The 26,147-nt window shown below is 62.6% G+C and carries 24 protein-coding genes and 1 pseudogene; 8 read left to right on the top strand and 17 right to left on the bottom strand.

Annotated elements, in window-relative coordinates:
• The first annotated feature begins 61 nt into the window (after positions 1–61).
• Positions 62–1,399 (top strand): IS256 family transposase, encoded by a 1,338-nt coding sequence (locus ACO07W_RS00860; protein WP_421840121.1) that lies wholly within the window; start codon positions 62–64, stop codon positions 1,397–1,399.
• A 49-nt stretch (positions 1,400–1,448) separates the two neighbouring features.
• Positions 1,449–2,255, top strand: a complete 807-nt coding sequence (locus tag ACO07W_RS00855; protein ID WP_421839996.1) for an SDR family NAD(P)-dependent oxidoreductase — start codon at positions 1,449–1,451, stop codon at positions 2,253–2,255.
• A gap of 141 nt (positions 2,256–2,396) precedes the next feature.
• Here ACO07W_RS00855 and ACO07W_RS00850 read toward each other — a convergent pair.
• From ACO07W_RS00850 to ACO07W_RS00840, 3 genes and pseudogenes are all read right to left on the bottom strand, one after another.
• Positions 2,397–2,552, bottom strand: a pseudogene (locus tag ACO07W_RS00850) (sulfurtransferase); the annotation flags it as partial.
• Positions 2,553–2,751: 199 nt separating this feature from the next.
• Positions 2,752–3,618 carry an LLM class F420-dependent oxidoreductase gene (locus ACO07W_RS00845; protein WP_421840120.1) on the bottom strand — a complete coding sequence of 289 codons (867 nt, stop codon included), beginning with the start codon at positions 3,616–3,618 and terminating at the stop codon, positions 2,752–2,754.
• 53 nt (positions 3,619–3,671) lie between these two features.
• The gene (locus tag ACO07W_RS00840; RefSeq protein ID WP_421840119.1) at positions 3,672–5,264 is read right to left on the bottom strand and encodes a Na+/H+ antiporter; all 1,593 of its coding nucleotides are present in this window, start codon (positions 5,262–5,264) and stop codon (positions 3,672–3,674) included.
• A gap of 324 nt (positions 5,265–5,588) precedes the next feature.
• Here ACO07W_RS00840 and ACO07W_RS00835 point away from each other — a divergent pair, with 324 nt between their 5' ends.
• Positions 5,589–6,077 carry a protease inhibitor I42 family protein gene (locus tag ACO07W_RS00835; protein WP_421840118.1) on the top strand — a complete coding sequence of 163 codons (489 nt, stop codon included), beginning with the start codon at positions 5,589–5,591 and terminating at the stop codon, positions 6,075–6,077.
• Positions 6,078–6,210: 133 nt separating this feature from the next.
• On the opposite strand, the gene ACO07W_RS00830 is transcribed toward ACO07W_RS00835, so the two are convergent.
• Both ACO07W_RS00830 and ACO07W_RS00825 read right to left on the bottom strand, forming a co-directional pair.
• Positions 6,211–7,368, bottom strand: coding sequence for an acyl-CoA dehydrogenase family protein (locus ACO07W_RS00830; RefSeq protein WP_421845740.1), 1,158 nt, complete (start codon positions 7,366–7,368; stop codon positions 6,211–6,213).
• A 68-nt stretch (positions 7,369–7,436) separates the two neighbouring features.
• Complete coding sequence (locus tag ACO07W_RS00825; RefSeq protein ID WP_421840117.1) at positions 7,437–9,056, bottom strand: inorganic phosphate transporter; 1,620 nt, start codon at positions 9,054–9,056, stop codon at positions 7,437–7,439.
• 716 nt (positions 9,057–9,772) lie between these two features.
• On the opposite strand from ACO07W_RS00825, the gene ACO07W_RS00820 reads away from it, so the two are divergent.
• Together ACO07W_RS00820 and ACO07W_RS00815 are read left to right on the top strand one after the other, a co-directional pair.
• A complete protein-coding gene (locus ACO07W_RS00820; protein ID WP_421840116.1) occupies positions 9,773–11,236 on the top strand; it encodes a cation:proton antiporter in 1,464 nt (487 codons plus the stop codon).
• 192 nt (positions 11,237–11,428) lie between these two features.
• A complete protein-coding gene (locus ACO07W_RS00815) occupies positions 11,429–12,163 on the top strand; it encodes a potassium channel family protein (protein ID WP_421840115.1) in 735 nt (244 codons plus the stop codon).
• Positions 12,164–12,181: 18 nt separating this feature from the next.
• On the opposite strand, the gene ACO07W_RS00810 is transcribed toward ACO07W_RS00815, so the two are convergent.
• The 9 genes from ACO07W_RS00810 to ACO07W_RS00770 form a co-directional block, all read right to left on the bottom strand.
• A complete protein-coding gene (locus ACO07W_RS00810; RefSeq protein ID WP_421840114.1) occupies positions 12,182–12,517 on the bottom strand; it encodes a DUF202 domain-containing protein in 336 nt (111 codons plus the stop codon).
• Complete coding sequence (locus tag ACO07W_RS00805; protein ID WP_421845739.1) at positions 12,514–12,858, bottom strand: YidH family protein; 345 nt, start codon at positions 12,856–12,858, stop codon at positions 12,514–12,516. Before ACO07W_RS00805 ends, ACO07W_RS00810 begins: the two co-directional genes overlap by 4 nt.
• Before the next feature lie 285 nt (positions 12,859–13,143).
• Complete coding sequence (locus ACO07W_RS00800) at positions 13,144–14,418, bottom strand: IS256 family transposase (RefSeq protein ID WP_421840071.1); 1,275 nt, start codon at positions 14,416–14,418, stop codon at positions 13,144–13,146.
• 159 nt (positions 14,419–14,577) lie between these two features.
• A complete protein-coding gene (locus tag ACO07W_RS00795; RefSeq protein WP_421840113.1) occupies positions 14,578–15,099 on the bottom strand; it encodes a hypothetical protein in 522 nt (173 codons plus the stop codon).
• A gap of 195 nt (positions 15,100–15,294) precedes the next feature.
• The gene (locus tag ACO07W_RS00790; RefSeq protein WP_421840112.1) at positions 15,295–16,584 is read right to left on the bottom strand and encodes a cytochrome P450; all 1,290 of its coding nucleotides are present in this window, start codon (positions 16,582–16,584) and stop codon (positions 15,295–15,297) included.
• Between the two features lie 247 nt (positions 16,585–16,831).
• Entirely contained in the window at positions 16,832–17,935 is a 1,104-nt protein-coding gene (locus tag ACO07W_RS00785; protein WP_421840111.1) for an SAM-dependent methyltransferase, read from the bottom strand.
• Positions 17,932–18,165 carry a hypothetical protein gene (locus tag ACO07W_RS00780; RefSeq protein WP_421840110.1) on the bottom strand — a complete coding sequence of 78 codons (234 nt, stop codon included), beginning with the start codon at positions 18,163–18,165 and terminating at the stop codon, positions 17,932–17,934. Before ACO07W_RS00780 ends, ACO07W_RS00785 begins: the two co-directional genes overlap by 4 nt.
• Positions 18,166–18,495: 330 nt before the next feature.
• On the bottom strand, positions 18,496–19,122 hold the full coding sequence (locus ACO07W_RS00775) for an MBL fold metallo-hydrolase (protein WP_421845738.1): 627 nt from the start codon (positions 19,120–19,122) through the stop codon (positions 18,496–18,498).
• Positions 19,123–19,142: 20 nt separating this feature from the next.
• Positions 19,143–20,228, bottom strand: coding sequence for an S-(hydroxymethyl)mycothiol dehydrogenase (locus tag ACO07W_RS00770; RefSeq protein ID WP_421840109.1), 1,086 nt, complete (start codon positions 20,226–20,228; stop codon positions 19,143–19,145).
• 165 nt (positions 20,229–20,393) lie between these two features.
• Here ACO07W_RS00770 and ACO07W_RS00765 point away from each other — a divergent pair, with 165 nt between their 5' ends.
• The 3 genes from ACO07W_RS00765 (at position 20,394) to ACO07W_RS00755 (ending at position 22,934) form a co-directional block, all read left to right on the top strand.
• A complete protein-coding gene (locus ACO07W_RS00765; protein WP_421840108.1) occupies positions 20,394–21,452 on the top strand; it encodes a class I SAM-dependent methyltransferase in 1,059 nt (352 codons plus the stop codon).
• A gap of 13 nt (positions 21,453–21,465) precedes the next feature.
• Positions 21,466–22,284: a serine hydrolase domain-containing protein gene (locus tag ACO07W_RS00760; protein ID WP_421840107.1), complete on the top strand. Its 819-nt coding sequence runs from the start codon at positions 21,466–21,468 to the stop codon at positions 22,282–22,284.
• A gap of 137 nt (positions 22,285–22,421) precedes the next feature.
• The gene (locus ACO07W_RS00755) at positions 22,422–22,934 is read left to right on the top strand and encodes a DUF3145 domain-containing protein (protein ID WP_421840106.1); all 513 of its coding nucleotides are present in this window, start codon (positions 22,422–22,424) and stop codon (positions 22,932–22,934) included.
• Positions 22,935–22,957: 23 nt separating this feature from the next.
• Here the strand turns inward: ACO07W_RS00755 and ACO07W_RS00750 are convergent, their stop codons facing one another.
• From ACO07W_RS00750 to ACO07W_RS00740, 3 genes are all read right to left on the bottom strand, one after another.
• Positions 22,958–23,455, bottom strand: coding sequence for a hypothetical protein (locus tag ACO07W_RS00750; protein ID WP_421840105.1), 498 nt, complete (start codon positions 23,453–23,455; stop codon positions 22,958–22,960).
• A 92-nt stretch (positions 23,456–23,547) separates the two neighbouring features.
• Complete coding sequence (locus ACO07W_RS00745) at positions 23,548–24,447, bottom strand: diacylglycerol kinase (protein ID WP_421845737.1); 900 nt, start codon at positions 24,445–24,447, stop codon at positions 23,548–23,550.
• 68 nt (positions 24,448–24,515) lie between these two features.
• Positions 24,516–26,105, bottom strand: coding sequence for an FAD-binding oxidoreductase (locus ACO07W_RS00740; protein WP_421845736.1), 1,590 nt, complete (start codon positions 26,103–26,105; stop codon positions 24,516–24,518).
• Positions 26,106–26,147 lie beyond the last annotated feature (42 nt).

The following is a 26,147-nucleotide window of genomic DNA, read 5'->3' as shown; positions in this document are numbered from 1 at the left end:
GGGAGCACGCGCGTAGGTTCCGCTTCACGACCTGCAAGTCTGCGAAGAAGGAGTCACGCCCGTGCCTGTCCGCGTATCAGCGACCGACCGTATCCGCACCAAAATCGACGCCCTGTTCGCCGAGGATCGGGAACTGCCTGAAATCCTTGAAGAAATCGCCCGCCTCGGCGCCCAGCTACTGATGCAGGCGGCCCTGGAGGCTGAGGTCACCGAGTTCCTCGGTCGTGAACGCTACCAACGTACCGCCGCCTGTGCCGACGCTAACGGCGGTTCGCGCAACGGATATCGGCCGGTGACCATCAAGACCACCACAGGTGCGGTCACCTTGGAGCGGCCGAAACTGCGTGGCACCATGCAAGCGTTCGCCTCTCGGCTGTTCGGTAAGCATGTGACGAAAACCAACGCCCTGGAAACGCTGGTGATCGCCTCGTTCATCCGCGGCCTGTCCGTCCGGGATGTCAAGGCCACCCTCGCTGAAGCGCTCGGCGATCAGGCGGCGATCTCCAAGTCCGCGGTTTCGGAAGTCTGTAAGGCGATCCGGGCCGAATACCAGGCGTGGGCTCGTCGCCCACTCGGTGAGATCGCTCTGGACTACCTGTTTTTGGACGCCAGTTTCTTTCGGATGCATCCCGGGTCGCCGGCCGAGCCTGTGCTCGCCGCCTGGGGCGTCACCACCGAGGGCAAACCCGTGTTCGTCGGATTGTCACCCGGGACCGGAGAGTCCACCGACGCGTGGTCCGACTTCCTGACCGACCTGCGCGAACGCGGTCTTGCCACTCCGCTGCTGATCGTCTCTGACGGCGCCAAGGGACTGATCGCAGCCATCGAACAAATCTACCCAAAAGCGTTGCGCCAGAGATGTCTTATTCATCGCCTTCGCAACGTGCTTGCGAAGATCCCCACCGGGATGCAAGTCGAGGTCCGTGACGGATACTGGGCGATTTTTGATACCACCGGCCTGGGTATCGAGCCGGGACCGCAGCTGGTTGAGATCGTCGACAAGCGGATCGAGGCGTTCGCCGCTAAATACTCCGACCTCTACCCGGCGGCTATGCGGATCCTGCTCACCGACAAAGCAGGGCTGACCGCCTATCTGCGGTTTCCGGTTGAACACCATGGCCGCGTTCGGCACTCAAATTTCATTGAGCGCTCCTTTGGAGAAACTAAGCGACGGACCAAGGTCATTGGCCGATTCCCCGGCGAGACCAGCGCCATCAGCCTGGTGTGGGCCGTGCTCGACCGCGCCTCGGCCGGTTGGCGCGGCCTCACCATGACACCGGTCGGCACCCGACTGCTGCAAGACCTACGCCGATCCCTGCTCGACTCACCCCGCCAACTGCGACCGCCTCAAAGTCAAGCACCTACCGGCCAGGCAGATCCCGTCTCCGCCACGGCGTAGCGAGGCGCACGCACGCGTGACGACGCCCACCCGGTCCCAGTAAGGGGAGGTGAGGGAAACCGTTTGCCACGGCGGCGTGGCCGTGGTCGATAGCCTGCACAATGTGGATCTGAATGGGATGACAGCGGTGGTGACCGGCGCAGCTAGTGGCATCGGGCGCGCGTTGGCGCATGCACTGGCCGACCGTGGAGCCAACCTCGTGCTCGCCGACATCGACACCGTCACATTGAGCGAAGTTTCGCAGTCACTGGGGGCACAAGCGGTTCCCACTGACGTTGCCATGCCGGATGCGGTCGAATCGCTCGCTGAAGCCGCCGGCGACGCCCGGGTCGTGTGCCTGAACGCCGGAATCACCGGTAGGAGCTTTGGTGCTCCGTGGGAAGTGGCCGCTCCTGACTGGAACAGGGTGTTCGCGGTCAACGTCGGTGGCGTTGTCAACGGCTTGCGTGCGTTCGTACCCAGACTGCTGGCCGCGAACCAGCCCGCGCACATCCTGATCACCGGCTCATTGGCTGGGGTGCTGACCTTTCCCAGCGGCGGCGCTTACGGACCCTCCAAGCACGCCGTCGTGGCCGTGGCCGAACACACCGCGCTGGCACTGGCCGACACGCCGATCGGCGTGAGCATGATCTGCCCCGCCCTGGTCTCGACAGGCATGTCCACCGACGGCATCGACCCCGCCGAGGTCGCTGCACAGGCGCTGGCCACTATCGACCGCGGAATCTTCGCTGCGGTCCCACCCGACTGGCAGCGCACCCTCATCACCGCGGCATCGCGTCGCGCCACTGGTCAGCGTCCCGAATCGCCTGCGGTCGCCACCTCGACCACGCAGAAACAACCACCAGCGCCCTCATAGCCCAAACATCGCCGGCGCACGAACCACGACCGGCCCGTACAACCCCCAACCCGCGAATCGACCTGCCGCCGAACCAGACGCCCGTATGCTAACAGCGGAGCGAAACTGGCCCTGCCTTTTACACCGGCATCTGGACGCAGCCGCTCCCGGCAGATGGCCGTCGAGGTAGGCCGGTCGACCATCGGGAACACCTAACTGCCACCGCACATCCAAGATCGAGATCGGATCGCCTGCCTGGATATGCAGGGCCAGCTCTGCGGCGGTGATCAGATAGGGGGAACGTGCATGGGCTTTCACCGGCTCACCTTCCTGCCATTTTCGAGACGACGCCGTGCTGGCACCAACGAGCCTAACCATCGATGACATATTTTGGGTCAGTCCAGTGATTGGCGGGTTGGATCTCGGCTGGGTTCGTCGTGCACAGAAACATCGGGCGGGTCAGGTCGGGGCGCGATAGCCGCCCGATCTTCACTTAGTTCGTACTCGTTGCACCGGATCACATGCGATGAAGCTCGGCGAGGGCCGCGAGGTTCTCCAGATAGTGCTGCAAAGACGTGTGCCTGAATGCGACGCTAATCGTTGTGGCCCCGTGGGCAGCGGTATCGGCGAGGACGTCGCGGGTGCGTTGCGGCTCGTTGATCGGATCTAAGGGCTCCGGGGGCGCGAGAACCACTTCGAATTCCGGCCGAATCTCAAAGCGGCTCAACCAGTCGCGGGCTTGCCGCAGGCTCACGCTGAAGGGAGACCACCCATCGGCCAGGGCGACGGCGCGCCGCAACGATCGCAGGGTGCGCCCACCGACCCAGATGGGAACGCGATCTTGGACGGCGCAGGGATCGACGACCATGCCGCTGAACGAATAATACTCGCCGTGGTAGGTGGGCTCGGGCACCGACAGGGCGGCGCGAAGTGCCCGCAGTGCGTCGTCGGCGCGTGGTCCGCGATCTTCGAATGAAGCGCTCAGGAGCGCGAATTCTTCTTTGAGAGATCCGACGCCTACACCGAGGATGAGCCGGCCGTTGCTGATGGCGTCCAGTGTGCCGTACCGCTTGGCGATTTCGAGGGGATGGTGATACGGCAGCACCAACACATTGGTCGCCAACCTGATCTGTCGTGTACGCGCGGCTAGATAGCTCAACGTTGCCAGCGGATCCCAGTACCGGGTTCCGCGGCGCTGTTGCTGGCTCGCCGGCAGCGCCACGTGCTCGCTGCAGGTCAGATGATGGTAGCCGAGGCGGTCCGCGGTTTCGGCGATTGTGGCAATGTCGCCGATTGAAGCGGTTTTCTCCCAGTCAGCACTGATCTCGGGCGGCATGGTCACCACGGGTGTGGCTATCGCGAGTTTCACGGTTGTGCTGTTCATATCTGCACGTGTTTCCTATTCCGGTGTCGCCGATCCGGGCCGGCCTGATGTCCTCACTCGGTGTCGGCGGATTCGAGAAGCTGCACTTCCTCGAGGTCCATTTCCATCTGTAGTTCGCGTAGCACAATGTCGTCGATCTGGTTGTGGTTGCGCAACGCCGTTACGGCCCGGCGCTGGTGTTCGAGTACGCCAAGACGCACCCGCCGGGTGAGATCGGTACGTCTTTCCAGATCGGTCGGTGCCGAATCGTCGGCGCTGTGCGCGATGAGCGCAGCGTGTTCCTGGTATTCCTTTTGCAGTCGGCCCAGGAGACTCGGACTGACTCCGAGCTGGCCGGCGACCGTCGGCAGCGCATCCAAGGCGGCTTCAGCACTGCGCATCCGGGCAAACTGCAATTCATCGGCGTGGAGAACATCGTCGGGCATCCGAGCCCACCGTACGACAGCGGGCAGTGTGCTCCCTTGGAGTAGAACGGTGACGATGATGACGACAGACACGACGAAGATGATCAGGTTGCGGTCGGGGAAGGGGGAGCCGCTTTCAGTAATTTGTGGTACAGCCAGGGCTGCGGCAAGTGACACCGCACCGCGGAATCCCGCCCAGCTGGTAACAAATCGCTGGCGAAAGTCAACCCGACGGGTTGGCTTTTTCAAGCACCGATCCATGGCATGACCCAACACGGTGGTGATTTCGACCCAGGCGATCCTTGTTGTGATGACGACGCCGGTGACGGCCAAGCCCAGAAACGTGGCGCTGCGAAGTCCCCCGGCCGCGCCCGAGATGTGCTCCACCGCTCCTGGGATTTGTACGCCGACGAACACCCACAGCGAGCCGTTAATCAGGAATGTCGCGAAGTCCCAGAATGCGTACGCCTGCAGGCGGGAACGAGCCCGGATGACGCGAGGCCCGACGTAGCTGAGCACGAGCGCGGACACCAGCACCGCGACGACCCCGCTGCCGTCGAAGGTTTCAGCCAGCAAGAAGGCTGCGAACGGAGTCAGCAGGCTCAGGGCGCCTTCTTCGAGGGGCGCGTCGATTCTGCGGCGTAGTAGCGTTACCAATCCTCCGACCAGCAGGCCGGCCGCGATACCGCCGGCATAGGAGCCGATGAACCGTCCTGTCAAGGCGGCCAAGCCCATCTCCGCGCCGCCGGCCGCCGCCGACACGGTTACGGCGAACAGGACGAGCGCGGTGCCGTCGTTGATAAGGCTTTCGCCGCGTAGGACGGTAAGGGAACGGCGCGGAAGTCGTTTCGCCAGGCCGGCCACGGCCGCGGCATCAGTGGGGGACAGCACCGCACCAAGCACCGCCGCCGCGTGCGATTCCATGCCCAGCGCGCGTGCCGTCCACGACACCACTACTGCGGTGGCAATTACCAGGCCGATGCTGAACATGACGATAATGCGGAGGTTCCAGCGGATTTCGCGAAAGCTGGTGTTCATGCCCTCCCAGTAGAGGATTGCCGGCAGAAACAACAGCAGTACGATCTCGCCATCGATCTCAACGTTGCCGAAACTTGGGATCAGGCCCAGAAGGGCGCCGAGCAGGATCAGCAAGACAGGGGGACCTACCCGATAGCGGTGTCCCAGGATCGTCCCCACAATAACGGCCGCGACGAGCGCAACGATGACGACAAGTCCGAACACCAGGCCATCTTGCCGTACGGCCTTTCTGCTTTATCGAAAATGTGGTTGCCCGCGGGCGTCACCCGCCTGCGGACAAGACACCGCGGCACGCATTTTGCGGCTAGGCCTGATGTGTGACCGCCGGTAGTGCGGTGCACCCAGGAGTCGCAGATGACCGGCAGAGTTAGCTGGTTATGAATATTCGGCGCAAGGAGCGTCCGCCGAATCTCACACCACGGATGAATCGGCCCGCGGTTACCCGTGCGTGCTTTGCACACACAAAATTTCATTCGCGACGATTATCGTGCATACGTGGGCTTAATCCCAGCGTAGAGAGTAGCTCCGATGAAGATCAGGTACTTGCTGGCCGCCACCATGCTTGTCTTGTCGGCCGTGGTGGGCGCCGTGGGCTGTTCGACCGGTGACGACGTCGCGAACATGACCATCGAGGTCTCCATGGACGATGTGCTGAAGCGGAGCACCGTCGGACGCAACGTCACGCTGGTTGTGGGTGACACACTCAAGGTGGTCCTCGGCTCGAATCGCACCACGCCTTATCGGTGGGCCGCGCAAACCAAGATCGGCGATCGGAAGATCCTGCGGCAAACCCGCCACGAGTACCAACGATCGGTCTCCGGCCGCGCTGGGGCCCCCGGTGCCGAGATCTGGATGTTCACGGCACTGGCGGCGGGGGCCACGACCATCGTCACTGACTACTCCGGATTGGTGGACTACGACACCACCCCGGTGTGCACGTTCACGGCGAAAGTGAAAGTGGATGCTGCGCCGCTCTACGCCGGCTTCGGGCCCTTGGCGCGGATCGCACGGCCGTGACCGTGCGATCGAGCTGATCGCACAGCTGGCAGCTCTCTGACACCAGGAGAAACAACACGAAGGCGCGATAGTGGACACGGCTCTGTGCTGGAGGTGATTTGACCGGCACCACCGCGGCGGCAGTCGGTAGTTGTCACACCATGGCGATCGGCGAAATCTTTAGTCCGATCGCTAACGCGCCTGCGAGCTCTCGGCTGACGTCGTAGTCGAAAACTACATGACCGCTGATCACGTCGACGTCGCGTTTGGCTCGCTGTAGGGGACTGCTCAGGAAGTGTGCGCTGGCTCCGGACGACTCGAGGAGGCTGCCGATGACACCGCGTGATTCACGCACGATATGTGCGGCTGCTAGCCGAGCGTCGGAGCGGAGCGGACGTGCGACGATGTCTCCGGTCGCCAGCACCTCGTCGATCCGCCCGACGGTGTCGTCGAGCAGTCCATGTAGTGCGCGCAGCCGCACGCGCGCCTCGCCTAGTCGCGCTTGTGCTGCGGGCTTGTCTTTTTGCATGCCGCCTTCGTAGGCGAGGACCCGTTCGGAGAGCCGTTCGGTGAATATTTCGGCGACACACTCGGCCGCGCCGAGCGCGGGCATGGCGGCTACCAGGGCCAGGGCGGGCACCATCGGCCAGCGGTAGACAGCGGCGTCGTGCAGGCGCGCGCCTGGCGCGGTGCCGGCGTAAATGTCGCTGACCTTGACCAGCCGGTGTGCGGGAACGAAGACATCCTCGATGACGATGTCATTAGACCCGGTGGCCCGCATGCCGTCGGTTTGCCACACATCCACGATTGCGGTGTCGTCGGCAGGCAGCAGTGCAAGTGCGGGGTATGTGGCGTCATTGGAGCCGCAGAGTGCGCCGACGATGGCCCAGTTGCCATCCATGACACCGGTGGCCCACGACCAGCGCCCACTTAGTCGAACACCGTCGTCGACCAACGTGCCACGTCCGGTCGGCGCCAACGGGGCTGACGCGAGGAAAGGCCGCGATGCGAATCCCTCGTTCTGTGCCTGCTCGCCGAATAGCGCCAGCATCCAGTTGTGCAGCGCGTAGAACGCGGCGGTCCAAGCGGTGGACGCACAGCCGTGGGCCATGCGTCGCACCGGATCGAAGATCGCGCGGAAATCTGCTTCGTGACCGTTGTAGCGGGCCGGTCTAAGTAGGTCGGTAAACCCGGACTCGCTGAGTTCGGAGACGGTGGCGGCGGGTAGCCGCCGCAGTGCCTCGGCCTCTTGTGCACGATCCGCCAGCCGACTAATTAAAGCGTCGGTGATGCCGGGTGCGACAGCGGTCATAGCTACCATAACATCTAGTATAGTATGTTTTTGCAGTGGCGATAGACTCTGCCAGAGTCGATTTCGTTTTAGAAGATTGTTTGCAGTGCGACAAGACCGATTGCGCCCAGAAGTGCCGCCGAAGGCAGAGTGATGATCCAGGCCAGCGCAATCGGCTTCATCAGGCCCCAGTTGGTGGCCCGGTTGACCATGCCGACGCCGAGGACGGCGCCGATCAGAATGTGCGTGCTAGACACCGGCAAGCCCAAGACGGTGGCGCCCATGACAACCGCGGCCGCCGACAATTCAGCAGAGAAGCCTGAGGCCGGGTGCATTGTGGTGAGGTTGTGCCCCACGGTGGTGATTACTTTGCGTCCGATAAACCAGAGTCCAGCGCACAGCGCAACACCGAACGTGAGCATGGCCGCCGCTGGAACCGCCGCGCTGCCTTGGATGGAGTCGGTGCGCAGTGCATCGAGGATTGCCGCGAACGGGCCGATGGCGTTGGCGATGTCGTTGCTACCGTGGCTGAACGCGAACCCGGATGCGGTGAAGACCTGCATCCAGCTGAACATCAAGAATGTCGATCGTGACAGTGATTCACCCCGAAGGGTTTTGGCAAAGATGAAGGTGGCCATCCACACTGCGGCGCCGACCATGCTCATGATGAAGTAGTTGTTCATCGTGGTCAGGCCCAAGTGCATGTGCTTGAACCCTTTGAACAACAGCATTGCGGCGATGATCATGGATCCACCAGCCGCGACAAGCGGAACCCAGTTCTGCAGAGCGCGGAACGCGTCGACGGACGACTTCTTGGCATCAATCGCCTGCAGTTCGCGGTAGTACTCGGACTCAAGTTCGTCTGGATCGAAGTCCCTGCGGTTTGCCGCGACCGCATCGCGAGCAAGGGCTCCGGTATACGCGATCTGCTGGATTTCGTTGAGCCGTTCAAACGCGGCCTTATGGCGTTGGCGATGCGCCATCCGCTCTTTCTTGATTTCCAACAGCCGTTGTTCTGCCTCTTCGTTGTACAGCAGGATGTGTCGTTTGACGGCGCCATAGAGGATGTAGGCGACCAGTCCGCCCAGCACCGGCGACAGCACCCACGAAACCGCTATTTGGCCAATCTGATCCCACTGGACCATGCTGAAGGCGGCGCCGCCCTGTCCGCCCACAATCCCCAAAGTGATCGCCGAGCCGACGATGCCGCCCACGATCGAGTGGGTGGTCGACACCGGATATCCCATGCGGTTGGCGAACAGCAGCCACAGTGCGGCTGCCAACAACGCCGACATCATGATGTTCATGAAATCGTTTGGATCGACTGCCACTCCGGATAGGTCGACGATGCCACTGCGAATCGTTTCGGTGACGTCGCCGCCGGCGATCATCGCTCCGCTGACCTCAAAGATGGCTGCGACCAACAGCGCCTGCTTCATGGTCAGCGTGCCCGCGCCGACGCTGGTGCCGAAGGAATTAGCGACGTCGTTTCCGCCGACATTGAACGCCATGAACATCCCCACAATGATGGCGAGGAGCAGGATCACCTTGTTCGCGTTGGAGCCTACGTGGTTGAAGGCCCACCAGGAGAAAAGCAGAAACGCTCCCGCCAGCAGCGAACCAAATGAGAGATGCCATTGCCTGTCCGGCCCGAGGAAGCTGGTGCGCACCGGTGCTGACTCTGTGAATTCCGGAAGTCTGTTGGCCACGAAATGCCCGTCCCTGTGGTGTTTTCCGCTGGTCTGCCGGTGCGCCGACGAGTGTTGGCGACCCGGGTCAGCAGGCTACGGCAAAGTGGGCAGCGGCAGATGAACCAAGGGTGAACAAAAGCGCGCTGCGAGTAATTCGGCCTGTCATTTTGGGCTGGCAGATATGTGGACCGCAAGAGCGCCGCCGAAATATGTAGGCCCCACATCGGAAAGCTGCGAAAGACGGCGGCAACGGTTTCTGCTGGCGCACATGTCGCAGAAACCGATCTCCCGGGAAGCTTTATTGACGTCAGAGTCGCGGACAAACGAACACGTGCGGCAGCGGCGATGAGGTGAAAACCCTTCGCCGGCGTTGCCCGCGGTGGCGCTGTCGGGCGCGGCACGAATCCGACGTGGAGTGCCGCCCCGGGGCGATTCCTGGGCGGCCACGCACTCCGGAGTGTGTTGTGGGGTCAGCGGGAGGCCGGAGACAGATCCGCTCCAGCGATTGATTGTCCGTGGCGAGTTCACCCAATTTGACCAGGGTCGGCAACCGCAATCAGAGGTGTGCTAATCACCTCGAGGGAGTCTGAACCCAGGTGGCAACACGGCGGCGGGGTCGTATCGTCATAATAGCTGTCAATTGCTGTCTAAATTAATGGTCCTGTCGTGTTCCCGCGGGGAGGGGCAGGCGCGGGGACGGGTGTGGCCTTGGTTGATCGCTGGTCGGTGCTGTTGTGACCGATACGAGCCTTTTTGCCGTGATTATTTTGATGGCGAGTGCTGTCGGCATGGTTGCGGTGCTGGCAAACCGCCTCACCGAGCGGGTGAAGATTCCCGTCCCGTTGCTGGTTTTGGTCGGTGCCGCTGTCGCGGTGAACACGCTTCCGGTCTTGCCTCCTCCCTCGGAGCAGACCGTAGAGCGGGTGATCACCGTCGCGCTGGTGGTGGTGTTGTTCGACGGCGGCATGCATATCGGTTGGTCGCGGTTCCGGGCGGCGGCTGTTCCTATCGTGTCGGTCGGAGTATTGGGCACTTTTCTGACCGCCGGAGGTGCGGCACTGCTATTGCATTTTGTGTGCGGGCTCGATTGGTACCTTGCGTTGCTGGTCGCCACCGCGGTGGCTCCCACAGATCCCGCCGTGGTCTTCTCTGTTTTGGGCAAACGCGAGATTACCGGCCGCAGCGGCACCATCTTGGAAGGTGAGTCGGGCGCCAACGATCCTGTCGGTATCTCATTGATGGCCGGTCTGCTCAAGGCTGGCGGTTTGAGCGCAGCGGGGTTCGCCAGCGTGGGATCTTACTTCGTGCAGCAAATGCTCATCGGCGCGGCGGTCGGCGCAGTCGGCGGCGGTGCGTTGCTTGTGTTCATCCGCCGCGTGCCGCTGCCCAGCGAAGCCTTGTACCCGCTTCGGACGTTGGCTGCCAGCCTGATGCTGTACAGCATCGCCGCGTTGGCACATGGTTCGGGATTTCTGGCTGTTTTTGTTGCCGGCATCATCATTGGCGACGCCAACGCCCCCTATAAGCCTGAGGTGCAGCGGTTCCATTCCGCATTGGCTGGGTTAGTCGAAATCATCGCTTTCGCTTTCTTGGGCTTGACTGTTGACCTGCCCATTCTTACCCATCCCGACGTGTGGGTGCCTGGTGTCGTGCTCGCGGTTGCCCTGGCATTGGTAGTGCGGCCCCTGGGGGTGGGGGCTTGTTTGCTCCCAGTCCGTCTAGAACACAATGAACGAGCGTTTATTGTGGTCGCCGGTCTAAAGGGCGCGGTGCCGATTTTGCTTGGCGAGTTCTTGCGTGCTGCACACATCCCGCAGGCCGAACGGCTATACGGAATCGTGATTGTTGTCGTTATCTTCTCCGTTCTTGTGCAGGCTAGTTCGGTCCCGCTTCTTGCGCGACTGCTACGGCTACCGATGCGCACTATCGCCCCGGAGCCGTGGGCCGTCGGTGTTCGGTTGCGCGACGAGCCAGACGGTGCCCACCGGCTCACCGTGGGGTCTGGTTCAGCCGCGGAAGGGTCGACGATCGAGGACCTCGCCGAGAGCATCGGTGACATCTGGGTAAGCATTGTGGTCCGCTCCAGCGGATTGGTGCCGGTGCGGTCCGACACCGAATTGATGGTCGGCGATGATTTGGTCATTCTGGCCGATCCGGAGCTCAGCGATACCCTTGCTGATCAGTTCCGCCCTGCCTAGTAGCGGTCGAACCGCGAGGTTCCTGGGCTGAGCGGCACACGGCGATACCGGCGTGTGGCCGAGAACGGTCACCAAAAAATAGGATTGGGATGATGCAGTGGCGAATATCCTCGCATTCGCCGTTGGCGAGCCTGCGCTGAAGCGGCGCTCCCGTGCAGTGGATACCTAGCGAAGTGATGTAGTCGGAGAAACATGACCAAGCCATCGAAAGAAGAGATCTGGCAGAAGCGTACCGAGTGGCCACTCGCATTGGTCGCGCTGGTTTTTCTGGCGCTGTATTCGGTAGAAATTCTCGGCCGGCCGCAGGGACGCGACGCGCACATCCTTTGGACGGCAAGCTGGGTGGCCTGGGGCATGTTCGTCATCGATTATTTTGTTCGCTTGGTTCTGGCGTCCAACCGTTGGCAATGGTTTGTCAGTCATCTGTTTGACCTGCTCATCGTTGCGCTTCCGCTGATGCGGCCGCTGCGGTTGCTGCGATTGCTTGTCCTTATCGGAGCGCTGCAGAAGGCTGTTGGGAGCGCCGTTCGAGGCCGCATTCTCATATACACAGTTTCAGGCGTCACCTTGCTGATCTATGTCACCTCGCTGGCGATCCTCAACCAGGAACGCGACCAGCCGGGTGCCACCATCAACTCGTTCGGTAATTCCGTTTGGTGGGCCATCACCACCGTCACCACCGTCGGCTACGGCGACCTGTATCCGGTAACGGTGACTGGGCGGGTAATCGCGGTGTTGCTGATGATTGGTGGGATCAGTCTCATCGGTATCGTCACGGCGTCGCTAGCGTCTTGGATAGTTCAGCGGGTCGCCGAAACAGATTCCGCGAACCGCGCCGCGACGGCCGCTCAGATCGATGACCTCCGATTCGAAGTTCGGGAACTGGCCGAAAACCTGCGGCACGCGAATTCTCATCGAGATGAGTGAGCTGCAATGAGGGTACTTCTAGAGCAGTTCGGCAAATGCGGTCACCGTCATGAGCACCAGCACCGATATCCCGACGAGGTACACCTGGCGCCGCGGAGTGATTTGTGGCGGCAACGGGCGTAGCGCGAGTGTTCGCTGGCGCTGTAGGGCGATCACGTAGGTGCACGACGCGGCAAAGGTGGCTAGCACGACCGGTGCCAAGGCACTCAGCTCGGGTGCGCCGCCCATGTCTTTGAGGGTCAGCAACGCGCCATTGACCAGCAACGCGAACGATGTCCGGGTCCAGGCCAACATCGTCCGTTCGGCTTGTAGGCCGCGGTCCGGCCGATCGCCAGCTGCAGTGGGGTAACTCAACCGGTCACCGTCTTGGCGATCACCAAGCCCAACGCAATCAGGCCGACAAGGCTGAGGCCCAAGGCGAGGTATCCCGGCGTGGGGTGTCGGGGCAGCGGCAGGCCGCGGCGCATGGCGCGATCGGCCTGCTGCCAGCGCAGCAACCCCATCCCGCTGGTGAGCGTTGCCAGCACGGCGAGTAGTGCCCCCAGCACCTGGCGTGCACCGGGTATTGCCAGCTGTGGGACAAGCTGTACTAAGGCAACCGATGCGGCGAGCAGACCCAGCGCAGTTCGCTGCCAGGCCAGAAACGTACGTTCGTTCGCTAGGGTAAATCGGTAGTCGGGATCAGACTCGGGCACATGGCCAGCGTGGCGCTCATTGCCGCACGAGGTGATGCCGTCGGTGTCATCGGCCACGTGGCGACCTCGCAGGCGTCTCGGGTGCAGTTGTCTCCGCGTCGACCGATTTTAACCAAACTCGCCTTAGCCCAGGGCCGGCTCAGCTTCAATACTCAGCACCAATTTGTGCAGTCCGGTACCTGCCTGAACGAATGTTGGACTCCAGTCAAGCTGGCCCCGTCGCAGCCGCGGGTGGCGTCTTAGGACTGGTGTAAAAACGCTGGGCGCATGTTCCTGGTGGTCATGTTACGCGGCGGTGGTGTCGGTCGTGGTTGTTGTGGTGGGGGGATGCAGTGGGCGGGGTGGCTCGAGCAGTTGGTGGCGTAGTTCTTGGAGGTGGCGGCTGGTCGCTGATGTTTGGGTGACTCCGCGCCAGCCGCGGCTGGCGCGGTCGAGGACGGCCCATACCAGCGACAGACAGCTGGTTTCGCCGGGTAGGCGGCCGATGACCTTGACCCGGCGACGGGATTCTCCGAAGGTGCGTTCGATGAGGTTGGAATGGCGGATGCGTGTCCAGTGTTGGCGGGGGAAGCGCAAATGCACGCTCAGCGAGGCGAAGTCGTTGGCCAGGCAAGCGACCGCGGCTGGGTAGAGCCCGCGGTATGTGGTGGTGAACTCCTCGGCGCGGCGGGTGGCTTCATCCACGGCCTGCTGGCCGGGTGGCTGGTCAATGTCATCGAAGATCGACCAGAACGCGGCTTTGATCTCGTCCTGGACCGCGACAGGTGTCTTGGCGATGACGTTACGGCAGCGATGGATCAGACACCGCTGACGCAGGCTTGCCGGAAACGTGGTCTCCCATGCGGCGATCAGGCCCGGCGCCCCGTCGGAGATGCCCAGTAGCGGCGGGCGTAGTCCCCGGTTCCTCAGGTCAGCCAAGAAGTCGGCCCACGCATCAGCCGACTCCGCTGCGGCTGGGGCCAGCCCAATAAACAGGGGCTTGCCGTCGGTGCAGATGCCCCAGGCGGCCAGCACCGGCTCGGCCGGGGCGTTGGGATGCATCCGAAAGTTCGAGGCATCCAAGAACAGGTAGTCCAACACCAGCTCATCAAGGCGTCGAGACGACCACGCAGCGAACTCGTCTTTGATGGCCGCACAAATCCGGCTCACCGTCGAGCGCGACAACGCCGCCTGCGAGCCCAGCACCTCGGCCAACGCGGCCTCGATGTCGCGATCCGACAAACCGCGCACCCATCCCGAAATCACCAACGCCTCCAGAGCGTGGGTGCGCGTCACCCCGGCACCGAATAGCCGCGAACAGAACCGCTCGTCGGTGTCGCGTAGTTTCGGGCGGCATAATTCGACCGAGCCCATCGTGGTCTTCACCGTCGCCGGCGGTTGATACCCATTGCGGTACCCGCCCGGGCCGTCCTGAACCCGACGCTGGTGACGGGCTCGGCCCAACACTGCTTCTACCTCGGCCTCCACGGCGACCTGAAACACCAGACGCACCGATAACCGCCCGACCTCCTCCAAAATCTCGGTCAACGGCCGCTCGGTCGCGGCGAACAACTGATCCATCTCAACACGCACACGCTCAATCGGCGATACTCGCTTGGTCACGGGCGTAGCCCCTCCTTCATAGCTTTCGTCGGTTGCGACGGAACCTACGCCCGTGACCATTTACACCAGCGATGAGACGCGACCCAGCCGCGCGACTCGGCTTACTCTGGGATACGGCTAGCGGTGCGCAGATCGGGTCAGACGTTGACCGTTGGTGGCTTGGAGCAGACAGATGACAATGCTCGGGGTGGGGTCGGCGCCGGTTCTGTCTTGATGTGAGTCAATGAAATAGGTCACCGAGTAATGGCTGCCGGCAACGGGATGGCCAGTGTAGGGCCTAAACCCCGCGGCGCATTCCCGATTGGCGACGGTGGCGATGGCGGAATCCACGGGTACTGGAGCTCGCAGGTATACCTCGGCCAAATGTGTGGTCTCACAATCGGTGGTAGTGACGGTGATGCGGCTGAGATCGGCCGGTGGAAGGTCAGCCACACAATCGCCGACCTGGAGGTCAATCCACTTCTGAGTCCGCGATGTTGGGGTAGTGGGCTGCGGTGAATCGGTCGCAGCCGTTGCGGCCGGCATTGTTGGCGGCGCGGCAGGTGAGGCAGCGCCGGCGTCGGCGTTGTTAGCCGTACAGCCGGTCAGCAGGATTGTCGTGGTCAGGGCACACAGCACACGATGGTGTCTGACCGCCATGTCAGCCTCCTGGAAAGCGTTGGCTATCGGGGGATTTTACTCGGCAGTCCGCCGGTTTTTCCCTGATGAGCAACGATTTACCAGAACTCGACGGTGCATTCGGGCGCTGTTGCGCAGCGCGACCGCCTACGCTGGACAGCCGGCTAGCTATTTGCAGGACAAAGCGGCCAGCCCGGTGGACCAGCATCCGAACTGTCAGCGACACCAGGTGACGGGCATCCTCTTGATTCCATGGATGAATTGCGAAACCAGCCGAGCGGGCTCTTCGGTAGCGGTGATGTCAGGTATCTCGCGGTGCAGTTCTTCGAACATCACGCGGATCTCGCGGCGTGCCAGGTTCGCGCCCAGGCAGAAATGGGCACCGCCGCCGCCGAAGCCGATATGCGGATTGGGGTTGCGTGACACGTCGAAGGTCCATGGGTCGGCGAAGATCGACTCGTCGCGGTTTGCTGAGTTGTACCACAGCGAGACTTTGTCACCAGCGGCCATCTTGGTTCCGCTCAATTGGATATCGCGGGTGAGGGTGCGTCGCATGTAGACCACTGGAGAGGCCCATCGCACGATTTCCTCCACCGCGGTGGGGGCCAGTTCGTGGAACGCGGACCACCATCTTTCTCGCTGCTCTGGGTAGCGGGACAGTGCCAGAACACCGTGGCTGATGGCGTTGCGTGTTGTCTCGTTGCCAGCCACTACCAGCAAGATGAAGAATGATGCGACCTCCGACGAAGAGAGCCGCTCGCCGTCGACCTCGGCTTCGACCAGGCTCGATGTCAGATCGTGGCGTTGCGCTAGGCGGCGGTCTTCGGCAAGCGCTTTGGCGTAGGCGCCGATGTCGATCGAAACCTGGAGAAACTCCTCGAAGTCGGTTGCCAGATCCGGATCGCCGAATCCCAGAATCACGTTAGTCCAGTGGAAAATCCGTTGCTGGTCTTCGTCGGGAATCCCCATCATGTCGCAGATGACCTGCAACGGCAGCGGTCCGGCGAGTTCGCTGACCAGATCGGCTTCTTTATCGGGATGATTGGCAATCATGGAGGTGACCAGGCGGTGGGCGCGCTCCCGGACTGACGCCTCGATGCGGGCCACCACTTTCGGGGTGAAGGCCCTGCTGACGATCGAGCGCAAGCGCTGATGCCGCGGATCGTCGAGGACGATCATCGAACCGAAGTATTCCGATATCTGCGGCGTCTGGTCGTTGATCGTGATGTTGGGGCTGGAGCTGAAGATTTCTGGATGTCGGCTCGCGTACAACACGTCATCGCGCCTGGTAAGTGCCCAGTGCCCGTTGTCTGCGGTGAATCCGGGCAGCTCGATCGCGGGCCAGAATGAGATCGGCGCTTCCCGTCGTAAGGTGGCGAAAGCACCGTCTCGATAGCTTTCGTGGAGTTGCCAGAAGCCCAGCGACCCCACGTCAATATCGGCTAATGAAACCTCTGGCGGTACCGCCCCGTTCTTTCGAATAGCCAAACCCGTCGTGAGGCTCATGCGGATCCTCCTTTGCCCCGCTTCGCCCTTGAAGGGGGTGATATCGGCGAGCTTAGTCTTGGAGAAGCCGTTGAGGGCTTGATGCGGTGATGCGTGTCTTGACGTGCTGCGAACGCGCGGCTAAAGGAGCTGCGACACTACTGATTCTTATCATTGTGGTGCGGCGTGGTGGGTCGGTCTATACCCGTGCGACTGGTTTGCCGGATCCGCCCTACTCCGGCTAGTCCAGCTGGCCTCGATGTGCCGGTTACCGAGCTGCCCGCTTTGCCAGCACAATCGAGGCCAGTGGAATTCGCATCGGCTCAGGGGCGTTGGTCAACCGCTGCGCGACCGCGGCCTCCAGTTGCTGAATGAATTCGGTGGCGCGTGGGTCGTTGACTCCACCTTCTAGCGCGGCTGACAAGGTCGGAAAGACCGCGGCTCGCGCGAATGCCGACCATTCCGCGCCGAAGGCCTCGGCGTCTCCGCCTGCCTGGAATCGGGCCCAGAACCTGTCCTCGGCGTTAAACACCTCGAGATGTTCGATCGTCAGACCTTCGAAGTGTCCCCGTGGCGCGAACGCCGCGCGGAAATCTCCTTCGCTGCGGGAAAAGCTTGGAATTGCCATGCGCTGCAGTTCCTTTCGGTCAAGCAGGCCATCGCCTACCTGATCTTGCAGCGCCGCGAGAAGAGTATCGAGCAACGGCTGGTAGCCGAACTCGCCGTCCTCGTCGATGGCCGTCGTCAGCACGACCAGCCGTCCATCGGGACATAGCTCTCGTCCTCGGAAGGCCAGAAAATCCTGCCAGTCGATGGCAGCCTGGTGCGCGTAAGCCGCACGGGCTTCCTTATCATCGCTGTAGGCAACGTGGATGTGATCGGGAATCGTCGCGGGAACGCGACTTAGCCATTGGATCGCCCACGATGTCCAGCCGAGGTTGACCGTGTTGGACGGCAGGATCTGGGTGTAGAAGGAGCGGCCGATGGCGGAGGCGAAACTCGCAGAGTCCCGGTGCAGGTAGCTGTCCGGATCATCGGCCAGGGTTCGGAATAGCGCGGTGAAGTCGTTCTCCGGTACATCGGTGTGGGTCAACAGGATTGCGTGATCTTGGCCGGTCCGCCGGCGAAGCACCTCGATCGCCGCCGAAATCGGTTTCAGTGAATTGTGTCCGTTTGCCGCACCATAGTCGGCGACGACGATCGGCTGCGGAGGCTCGGGCAGCGGTATCTCCCCGGCGGCCTCTGCGAACAGCGCGATGGCTGGTGTCAATCCGGCGGCGTGCAAACGCGAGGATTGCGTGTAGGTGGCGCTTTCCATCGGTTCGGGCCGGACGACAACGCTTGACTCCGGCGGCGCAACGTTGGGTTTCATGTCAGTTCGTCTTCGGCAAGCTGACGTCGTTGAGTCGGTTGGGAACCTGTCGCGGGGTGTTGGCGGGCCGTCCCATGCTGGATATTGTTGGCCAACGCGGCCTCGGTCGAAATTGGGCGCGCGGCATTGGGCGCGACAGCCCAGTCGGACCCCAGCGCGCTGTGGGGCGCGATGGCGATTGTGAGCGTCTCGGACAGGCCCAGCACCCTGGCGACGAGATCGTTGGCCATGGGTACTGCTCCTTTTTCCGGGTCGGCGAGACCGAGGTGTACCTATTTCTTTTTAGTGTGCTCGTTTGCTCGCCGTCGGCGAATCCGAGCGGTATCTCGATCGGTCGGTCTGGTATTCGCGATCCCGTCGGCAGGGCGTGCTTGGTTGAGTTGCGGCATTGGTTCTGGGCACGCTACCGGTGCGTGGTTTCCTCGCGCCGGTCAGGTGGTGGTTGGTTTGGTTCCGCGTGCTCTCGCTCTTGCGTGCTGTGCTGGCGCGGCGTTGGCTTCACGCGACGACCGAGGGAGGCTGGGCCGGCTTAAACCTATAGTGAGGTCGTTCCGGGGGTCTTAGTGCCCGCGTGCGACCCACTCTTCGTAGTGGACGATCTCCTCGCCGATCGTCGTGCTGTCACCGTGTCCGGTATGGACAATGGTCTCGCCGGGCAGCGTGCCAAGTCGTCCTGAAATCGACTGCAGAATGGTCGGGAAATCGGAGAACGAACGCCCGGTCGCGCCCGGCCCACCGGAGAACAGGGTATCTCCGCTGAACACGACACCTTTTTGTGGACCCAGTTCGGGCCCGTACCAACAAACAGATCCGGGGGAGTGGCCCGGGGTGTGCAAGGCCCGCAACTCGGTGCCCGCGACCTGCAATGTATCTCCGTCGGCCACGAAGCGAAAGTCGACGTCCGGGTGGGTCATTCGCCACAACGCGTCATCGGCAGGGTGCAGCAGCACCGGCGCGTCGAGCTCCCGGCTTAGCTCGGGCGCCACCGTGACGTGATCGTTGTGGCCGTGTGTGCACACCACAGCGATCACGTTGCGTCCGGCGACGGCTGCCAGGATGGGCGCTGCTTCGTGAGCGGCGTCGAAGACCACAACATCGACGTCGTCGCCGACTAGCCAGATGTTGTTGTCGACTTCCCAACTGCCGCCATCAAGTTCGAACGTGCCGTGGGTCACGACTCGCTGAATGGGGCGCTCGACGGGTGCCACTACAACATCACCACCGAGCGCAGCACCTTGCCGCCATGCATTCTGTGGAATGCCTCCTCGACGTCGTCTATGCCGATCTTTTCCGACACGAACGTCTCCAGCGGGAGCCGGCCCTGCAGATACAGGTCGATCAAAGTGGGGAAGTCGCGTTCCGGCAGACAATCGCCGTACCAAGACGACTTCAGCGCGCCGCCGTGGGAGAAGAAATCCACGAGTGGCATGTCGAGTCGCATATCGGGTGTAGGCACGCCCACTAGCACGACGGTTCCGGCTAGATCGCGGGCGTAGAAGGCCTGCTTCCATGTTTCGGGCCGACCGACGGCATCGATGACGACATCGGCGCCGAAGCCTCCGGTTAGCTCCACGATGGACTGGACGACGTCGACTTCGCGGGCGTTTATGGTGTGGGTGGCGCCGAACTTACGGGCCAAATCCAACTTCGCGCTGTCGGTGTCGACCGCGATGATCTGCTTTGCACCGACCAACGCTGCACCGGCGATGGCGGCATCTCCCACGCCGCCGCAGCCGATTACCGCGACGCTGTCATCGCGGCCTACCGCGCCGGTGTTGACCGCGGCACCCAGGCCTGCCATCACTCCGCAGCCCAGCAGGCCGGCGACGGCCGGATCGGCCGCGGGATCCACCTTGGTGCACTGGCCCGAGTGGACGAGAGTCTTGTCGGCAAACGCCCCGATGCCCAGGGCGGGCGTTAGTTCGGTGCCGTCGGTGAGTGTCATCTTCTGCTCGGCATTGAAGGTGTCGAAACAGAAGTTGGGCCTGCCGCGTTTACAGGCTCGACATTGGCCACACACGGCGCGCCAGTTCAGGATCACAAAATCACCGGGCTCAACCGCGGTCACCCCAGGTCCAACAGCTTCGACAGTGCCGGCAGCTTCGTGGCCGAGCAGGAAGGGGTACTCGTCGTTGATGCCGCCCTCGCGGTAGGTCAGGTCGGTGTGGCACACCCCGCAGGCGGTGACGTCGACGACGGCTTCGCCGGGACCAGGGTCCGGCACGACAATGTCGGTCAACTCGACAGGTTCACCCTTCTTTCGCGAAATGACGCCGCGCACTGTCTGACTCATGGCTTCCAACCTACTGTCCGCCTTGGCGTGCGACTCAGGCCCCGTCTCGCTCGTGCCAGCAGCGCCTGTTGTGCGGCGAGGTCGCGAACGTTCGGGCCCCGAATTGCCAGGTGCCGTTGGCAGACTCGGCTGCACCGTTGCCGCGCCCGTGTAGCGTCGCTGAGCATGACCGCACGTGAGACCACCGAAGAATTCAGCAAGCGCATGGTCGCAACCATCGACAGCGCAGGTCTGGCAATCCTGGTCAGTGTGGGCCACCAGACCGGCCTGCTGGACGCGATGGCCGGGCTTGCGCCGTCCACCAGCAGCCAGATTGCGCAGGCGGCCGGCCTCAACGAACGCTACGTCCGAGAGTGGCTCGGCGGGATGGCTGCCGGGCGCATTGTCGAATATGACGCCCAGACCGGCAACTACTCGTTGCCTGCTCAGCGCGCGGCGGTGCTCACTCGCGCGGCTGGGCCCGACAACCTGGCTGTCGTGGCCACGCTCATTCCGATGCTCGGCGAGGTTGAGCAGAAGATTATCGGGTGTTTTGGCGCAGGTGGCGGGCTGCCCTACAGCGAATTTCCACGTTTCCACACGGTGATGGCCGAGCTAAGTGGTGGGGTGTTCGACGCAGCGCTAATCGATGTGGTGTTGCCGTTGGTCGACGGGCTTCCGGATCTTTTGCTGTCTGGGGCCGATGTCGCGGATTTCGGTTGCGGCAGCGGTCACGCGATCAACCTGATGGCGCGGGCATTTCCGGCTAGCCGGTTCACCGGACTCGACTTTTCCGAAGAGGCCATCGCCGCCGGCTCTGATGAGGCAGCTCGTCTCGGCCTGCAAAACGCGGTCTTCGAGCGCCACGACTTAGCTGCGATGGAGAAGGCCGCATGCTATGACGTCATTACCGTGTTCGACGCGATCCACGATCAGGCTCAGCCGGCGCGGGTGCTCGAAAACATCTACCGCGCGCTGCGCCCGGGCGGTGTCTTGTTGATGGTCGACGTCAAAGCATCGAGCCGAGTAGAAGACAATGTCGGCGTCCCGCTGCGCACCTACCTCTACATGGTCTCGATGATGCATTGCATGACCGTGTCGCTGGCGCTCGAAGGCGCCGGGCTGGGGGCGGTGTGGGGCAGGCAGTTGGCTACGTCGATGCTTGCCGATGCCGGGTTTGAGGGCGTGTCCGTGGCCGAGGTCGAATCGGACGTGTTGAACTACTACTACATAGCCAGGAAGTGACGAGCTCTAGCTGATGGTCCCGCTCGACGCTGTTGCTGACTGGCCGGTCTCTGCCGCTGCCGCCGCGGTGGTCGGACCCACTGGTGTGGTGTCCAGCCACGGCGACATCAACCAGGTCTTTGGTCTGGCGTCGGTGACTAAACCTCTGGTAGCCCGTGCCGTTCAGATCGCTGTCGAGGAAGGCGTCGTCGATCTCGACGACCCGGCGGGCCCGCCAGGTTCGACGGTTCGCCACCTGTTGGCACACGCCTCGGGTCTGGCGATGCATGAAGATCATGTGCTGGCGGCGCCCGGTGCTCGCCGGATTTATTCCAACTACGGTTTCACGGTGCTGGCCGAGACCGTTCAGGATGCGTCGGAGATCGAGTTCGGCCGCTACCTAGATGAAGCGGTCTTCGAGCCGCTCGGCATGTCGGCAAGTTCGCTTCATGGTGGTAGCGCTGCCGCCGGCTATGGGGCGACATCGACGGTCGCCGACCTTGCGTCCTTCGCGGCCGACCTGCTGCGTCCCCGTACGGTCTCGTCACAAATGCACGCTGAAGCGACCGCGGTGCAGTTCGCGGGTCTCGATGGGGTACTGCCCGGATACGGTGTCCAGCGACCCAACGACTGGGGGCTTGGGTTCGAGGTCAGGGATTCGAAAACGCCGCACTGGACGGGCGCGCGCAACTCGGTGCGCACATTCGGCCACTTCGGGCAGTCCGGCGGCTATATCTGGGTGGATCCGGTAGCGGACGTGGCTTTGGTGGTTCTTACCGACCGTGCTTTCGGCACGTGGGCGCTGGACGTCTGGCCAGCGCTTTCCGACGCTGTGATATTTAAGTACAACTGATCGGCAACATACACTAGCGCAACATGGGTCCCACAAGGCACAATAGACACGCAAGCAACAAATAACTTCATGCAGCATCCGTCGGGTTCGCCAGGTCGTTGGGGAAGACGTCCCTCGTGGAACCGAAGGAGCAGCAGATGCGCGCGTCGAATCAATTTGCCGACGTGACAGGTGGCGTGGTGTACGTGCACGCCTCCCCAGCGGCGGTGTGCCCACACGTTGAGTGGGCGTTGTCGTCGACCTTGCAGGCCAAGGCGAACCTGGTGTGGACTCCGCGGTCAGCCATGCCAGGGCAGTTGCGCGCGGTCACCAACTGGCTTGGGCCGGTGGGTACCGGCGCCCGTTTGGCGAACGCACTGCGCGCCTGGTCGGTGCTGCGATTCGAAGTCACCGAGGACCCCAGCCCCGGTGTCGACGGCCATCGGTTCAGCCACACCCCGCAATTGGGATTGTGGAGTGGGGCGATGAGTGCAAACGGCGACGTCATGGTCGGTGAGATGCGGCTGCGGGCGATGATGTCGCAGGGCGCAGATACCCTCGCTGCCGAACTGGATTCGGTGCTCGGAACGGCGTGGGACGAGGCGCTTGAGGGATATCGCGACGGTGGCGTGGACGGCGAAGTGACCTGGCTGAACCGGGGTGTCGGCTAAGTCTCTACTCGCGCCCAGCCGCGTTATGCGGGTTTGGCCGACACGGGCATGTCGACATTGCCCTTACACACGCCGCTGTAGATATCGGTGTGGAAGACGCCGGTAAGGATTCCATGTGGTCCCGGTGTAAAGACCACGAGGGATTCAGCTGGGTTGTATTCGACCGTCCCGTCGGGTAGCAAGCAGTCCCATTTCCAGCTCGTTTCACGAACCCACTGAGACCCATTCCAGGTGTACTCAATTGGCCGTGGAATGTATTCATTCTTGGGCGGCGGAGCGTCGGTCACAGTAGCCACGCAGATGCCCGCCGAGCATTTTGATGCAAAGGTGTATTTCGCTCGCTGGGCAAATTCGTTTCGACTGGCTGCCACGCTGGTGCCGGATTTTGCGTTGGCGGAGTACGTCACCACGTACTGGCCGTTCCAGGTGGGAATCTCGCTGGCCATAGCTGTATGGGCAAACCACGGGGAACCGGCTAGCGCGGCTGCCGCCAGGGCGACCAGTGCGGTCTTGCGGGGCACGGGCACCTTCCCTTCTGCGCGTGCGACTTTGCAGTGATGTCGCATTCTGCGCAGCAAGCGTTACATAAACGCGCAATGGGAAGAGGCCGATTCTATTTTTGGGCCGGGCAGAATATCTGCAGCGCGCTGGGGATTGCTGAGATTTCGGCGGGCAGCGCGCACGCGTAATCGCCGTCAGCGTAGGCGGTGATACCGGCGGACTCCACCCTTATAGACCTGGCACGTGCCGTGGTCACTTGATCGAGATGGACGTGCGTGCCATGGAAAATCGTAGGAAATAGCCGGACCAGATTTGTTCGTGATGTCGAATGCACCATGGTGATATCGAGCTGGCCGTCAGTGCGGTCGGCGTCAGGGCAGATCAGCATCCCGCCGCCGTAGCTGCGGGTGTTGCCGAAGGCCACGAGAGTGAGATCGGCAACAATTTCTTCGTCCCCGTCGAACACAAGTCGAAACGGTAGCGGCCGCAACTTCGATATCTCGGCAATGATGGCCAAGTTATAGCGCATCCGCCCATGCGGCCAGCGCATACGATTGGCGCGGTCGTTCACCAGCGAATCGAATCCGGTTGCCGCCACGGTGCCGAACCACTTTCCGACTCCGTTGCGATCGTAAATCTTTCCCAGGTCGACGGTTTCGGTCCAGCCGTCGGCGATGATGTCCGCCGCGGATGCGGGGTCCTTGGTGGGCAGCCCGTACTCGCGGGCGTGGTCGTTGCCAGTGCCTGCCGGGATGATTCCGAGTGGGATGCTGCCGCCCGCCAGCGCCTGTAAGGCAATAGAGACGACGCCATCGCCACCGATGGCCACTATCGCGTCGGTGCCCTTATCGACGGCGGCGCCAACCAGGCGACGCGCGTCTTCGGCGTTGTTGCCCACGATTTCGATGACCTCGACACCTCGATGTTGCAGCCGCGTGATCGCAATCTGCGCGGCGCGCACTGCGGTACCGTGCCCCGATTCGGGATTGGTCAGCGCGGTCACCCGGCCGATCTCGCGCCGGTTCGGATGCTTGGCTTTGGGGGTCTCGGGGTGTTCTGGGTTTTCCGGGGTGCTCTGTGTCACGGAATCAGCTTGCCGGGGTTGAGAATTCCGGCTGGATCGAGCGTCGCCTTGACCGCGCGGAGCAGTTCCACGCCCAGTTCGCCAACCTCGTCGCGCATCCACGGCCGGTGGTCGGTACCGACTGCGTGGTGGTGCGTGATGGTTGCATCGGTAGACATCATCGCGTCCGATGCGGCCTTCTTGGCGGCCTGCCATTGATCTATGGAATTGCCCCGCTGACCGGCGACGACGGTGAAATACAGCGACGCGCCGGTGGGATAGACATGCGACACATGGCACATCACCAATGCCGGTGTGCCCGATTCGGCGAGCGATGTCATGAGTGCTTCGGTGACGGCGGTTTTCAGCGCCGGGATATTGGACCACGAGGTGGCTGTCTCGATGGTTTCGCAGAGCGCGCCTACTGCCAACAGGGAGTCGCGCAAGTAGGGCGCCGCAAATCTGCCGCGTTCCCAGGCCCGCGCCGGCTGTTCGCCCAGGGAGGTCGCGCCGTGTGCTTCGAGCAGTGCGCGAGTCTCCGCGTGTCTGCTCTGGGCGTGTTCCTTGGTGCCCTCGAACAAGGTGATCGCCAGACATCCTCCGGTGATCTGTTGCTCCCCGATCGACTCGGTAGTGGCAAGATTGACTCCGGTTTCGGCCTCATCAGAGAGTCGGATGACGGTAGGGCCGGTACCTGTTTGAGTCACCGCGCGCAACGCTGCCGTGCCGGTCGCGAAATCGGGGAACGACCATGCTTCGTAGCGCACGGTTTCCGGTATCGGGTGCACGCGTAGTCGCACCCGGGTGATAACACCAAAGACGCCTTCTGAGCCGACAAATAGCTGACGTAAGTCCGGGCCCGCGGCCGATGCGGGCGCCCGCCCAAGATCTAGTGCGCCCACCGGTGTGATTACCCGCAGCCCGACAACCATCTCGTTGAATCGACCGTATCCGGCCGAATCCTGGCCAGAGGAGCGGGTGGCGGCGAAACCACCGACAGTGGCGAACTCGAAGCTCTGCGGGAAGTGACCAAGCGAGAAGCCGTGTTCGCCCAGCAGTCGCTCCGCCTCCGGGCCAGTGACGCCGGCCCCCAACTCGGCCTCGCCGGATACGTGGTTGATCCAGAGGAGCTGGTCGAAGCGTCGCAAATCCAACGACACCACAGCGCCAAACGTGCCTCGCACGGGCTCCAGCCCGCCGACCACGCTGGAGCCACCGCCGAACGGGACCACGGCAATACCATGATCGGAGCAATAGCGCAGGACCGCGGCCACGGTCTCCTCGGCGCCGGGACCACCCGGCAGCAATACGGCGTCGGGCGCATCCTGCACGTCGGGGTTCTTCCGCCTCAGTATGTCCGGAGTGGACTTGCCGCCAGCGTGCAGCAACCTATCGCGGTCGGCAGTGCGGAAGAACTCGGTGCCGACGATTTTAGCCAGCTCGTCCTGGTCTTCCCTGGACAATGCGCATGGTCGTAGGCGTACCTGTTCGGGGTCACGTTCGGCCTCAGTTGTGTCCGGCAAACCGATAGCCTGCTTCAGCAAAGACTGAATTCCGTCGGAAAGTGGCGTGGCCGCGGCGGGATCTCCCCACGCGTTCCATTTCATCGGTGGAAGGAGATCCTCAATATGCGTCATGCGTTACAGTAT

The organism is Mycobacterium sp. (assembly GCF_965230835.1).
Taxonomy (GTDB): domain Bacteria; phylum Actinomycetota; class Actinomycetes; order Mycobacteriales; family Mycobacteriaceae; genus Mycobacterium.
This window is presented reverse-complemented; position numbering and strand designations above follow the sequence as displayed.

Coding starts and splice junctions, on each gene's coding strand:
- ACO07W_RS00845 (WP_421840120.1), bottom strand. CDS start 3,618: ATGAACAGCACAACCGTGAAACTCGCGATAGCCACACCCGTGGTGACC.
- ACO07W_RS00835 (WP_421840118.1), top strand. CDS start 5,589: ATGAAGATCAGGTACTTGCTGGCCGCCACCATGCTTGTCTTGTCGGCC.
- ACO07W_RS00830 (WP_421845740.1), bottom strand. CDS start 7,368: ATGACCGCTGTCGCACCCGGCATCACCGACGCTTTAATTAGTCGGCTG.
- ACO07W_RS00815 (WP_421840115.1), top strand. CDS start 11,429: ATGACCAAGCCATCGAAAGAAGAGATCTGGCAGAAGCGTACCGAGTGG.
- ACO07W_RS00800 (WP_421840071.1), bottom strand. CDS start 14,418: ATGGATCAGTTGTTCGCCGCGACCGAGCGGCCGTTGACCGAGATTTTG.
- ACO07W_RS00795 (WP_421840113.1), bottom strand. CDS start 15,099: ATGGCGGTCAGACACCATCGTGTGCTGTGTGCCCTGACCACGACAATC.
- ACO07W_RS00790 (WP_421840112.1), bottom strand. CDS start 16,584: ATGAGCCTCACGACGGGTTTGGCTATTCGAAAGAACGGGGCGGTACCG.
- ACO07W_RS00785 (WP_421840111.1), bottom strand. CDS start 17,935: ATGAAACCCAACGTTGCGCCGCCGGAGTCAAGCGTTGTCGTCCGGCCC.
- ACO07W_RS00780 (WP_421840110.1), bottom strand. CDS start 18,165: ATGGCCAACGATCTCGTCGCCAGGGTGCTGGGCCTGTCCGAGACGCTC.
- ACO07W_RS00770 (WP_421840109.1), bottom strand. CDS start 20,228: ATGAGTCAGACAGTGCGCGGCGTCATTTCGCGAAAGAAGGGTGAACCT.
- ACO07W_RS00765 (WP_421840108.1), top strand. CDS start 20,394: ATGACCGCACGTGAGACCACCGAAGAATTCAGCAAGCGCATGGTCGCA.
- ACO07W_RS00760 (WP_421840107.1), top strand. CDS start 21,466: ATGGTCCCGCTCGACGCTGTTGCTGACTGGCCGGTCTCTGCCGCTGCC.
- ACO07W_RS00755 (WP_421840106.1), top strand. CDS start 22,422: ATGCGCGCGTCGAATCAATTTGCCGACGTGACAGGTGGCGTGGTGTAC.
- ACO07W_RS00740 (WP_421845736.1), bottom strand. CDS start 26,105: ATGAAATGGAACGCGTGGGGAGATCCCGCCGCGGCCACGCCACTTTCC.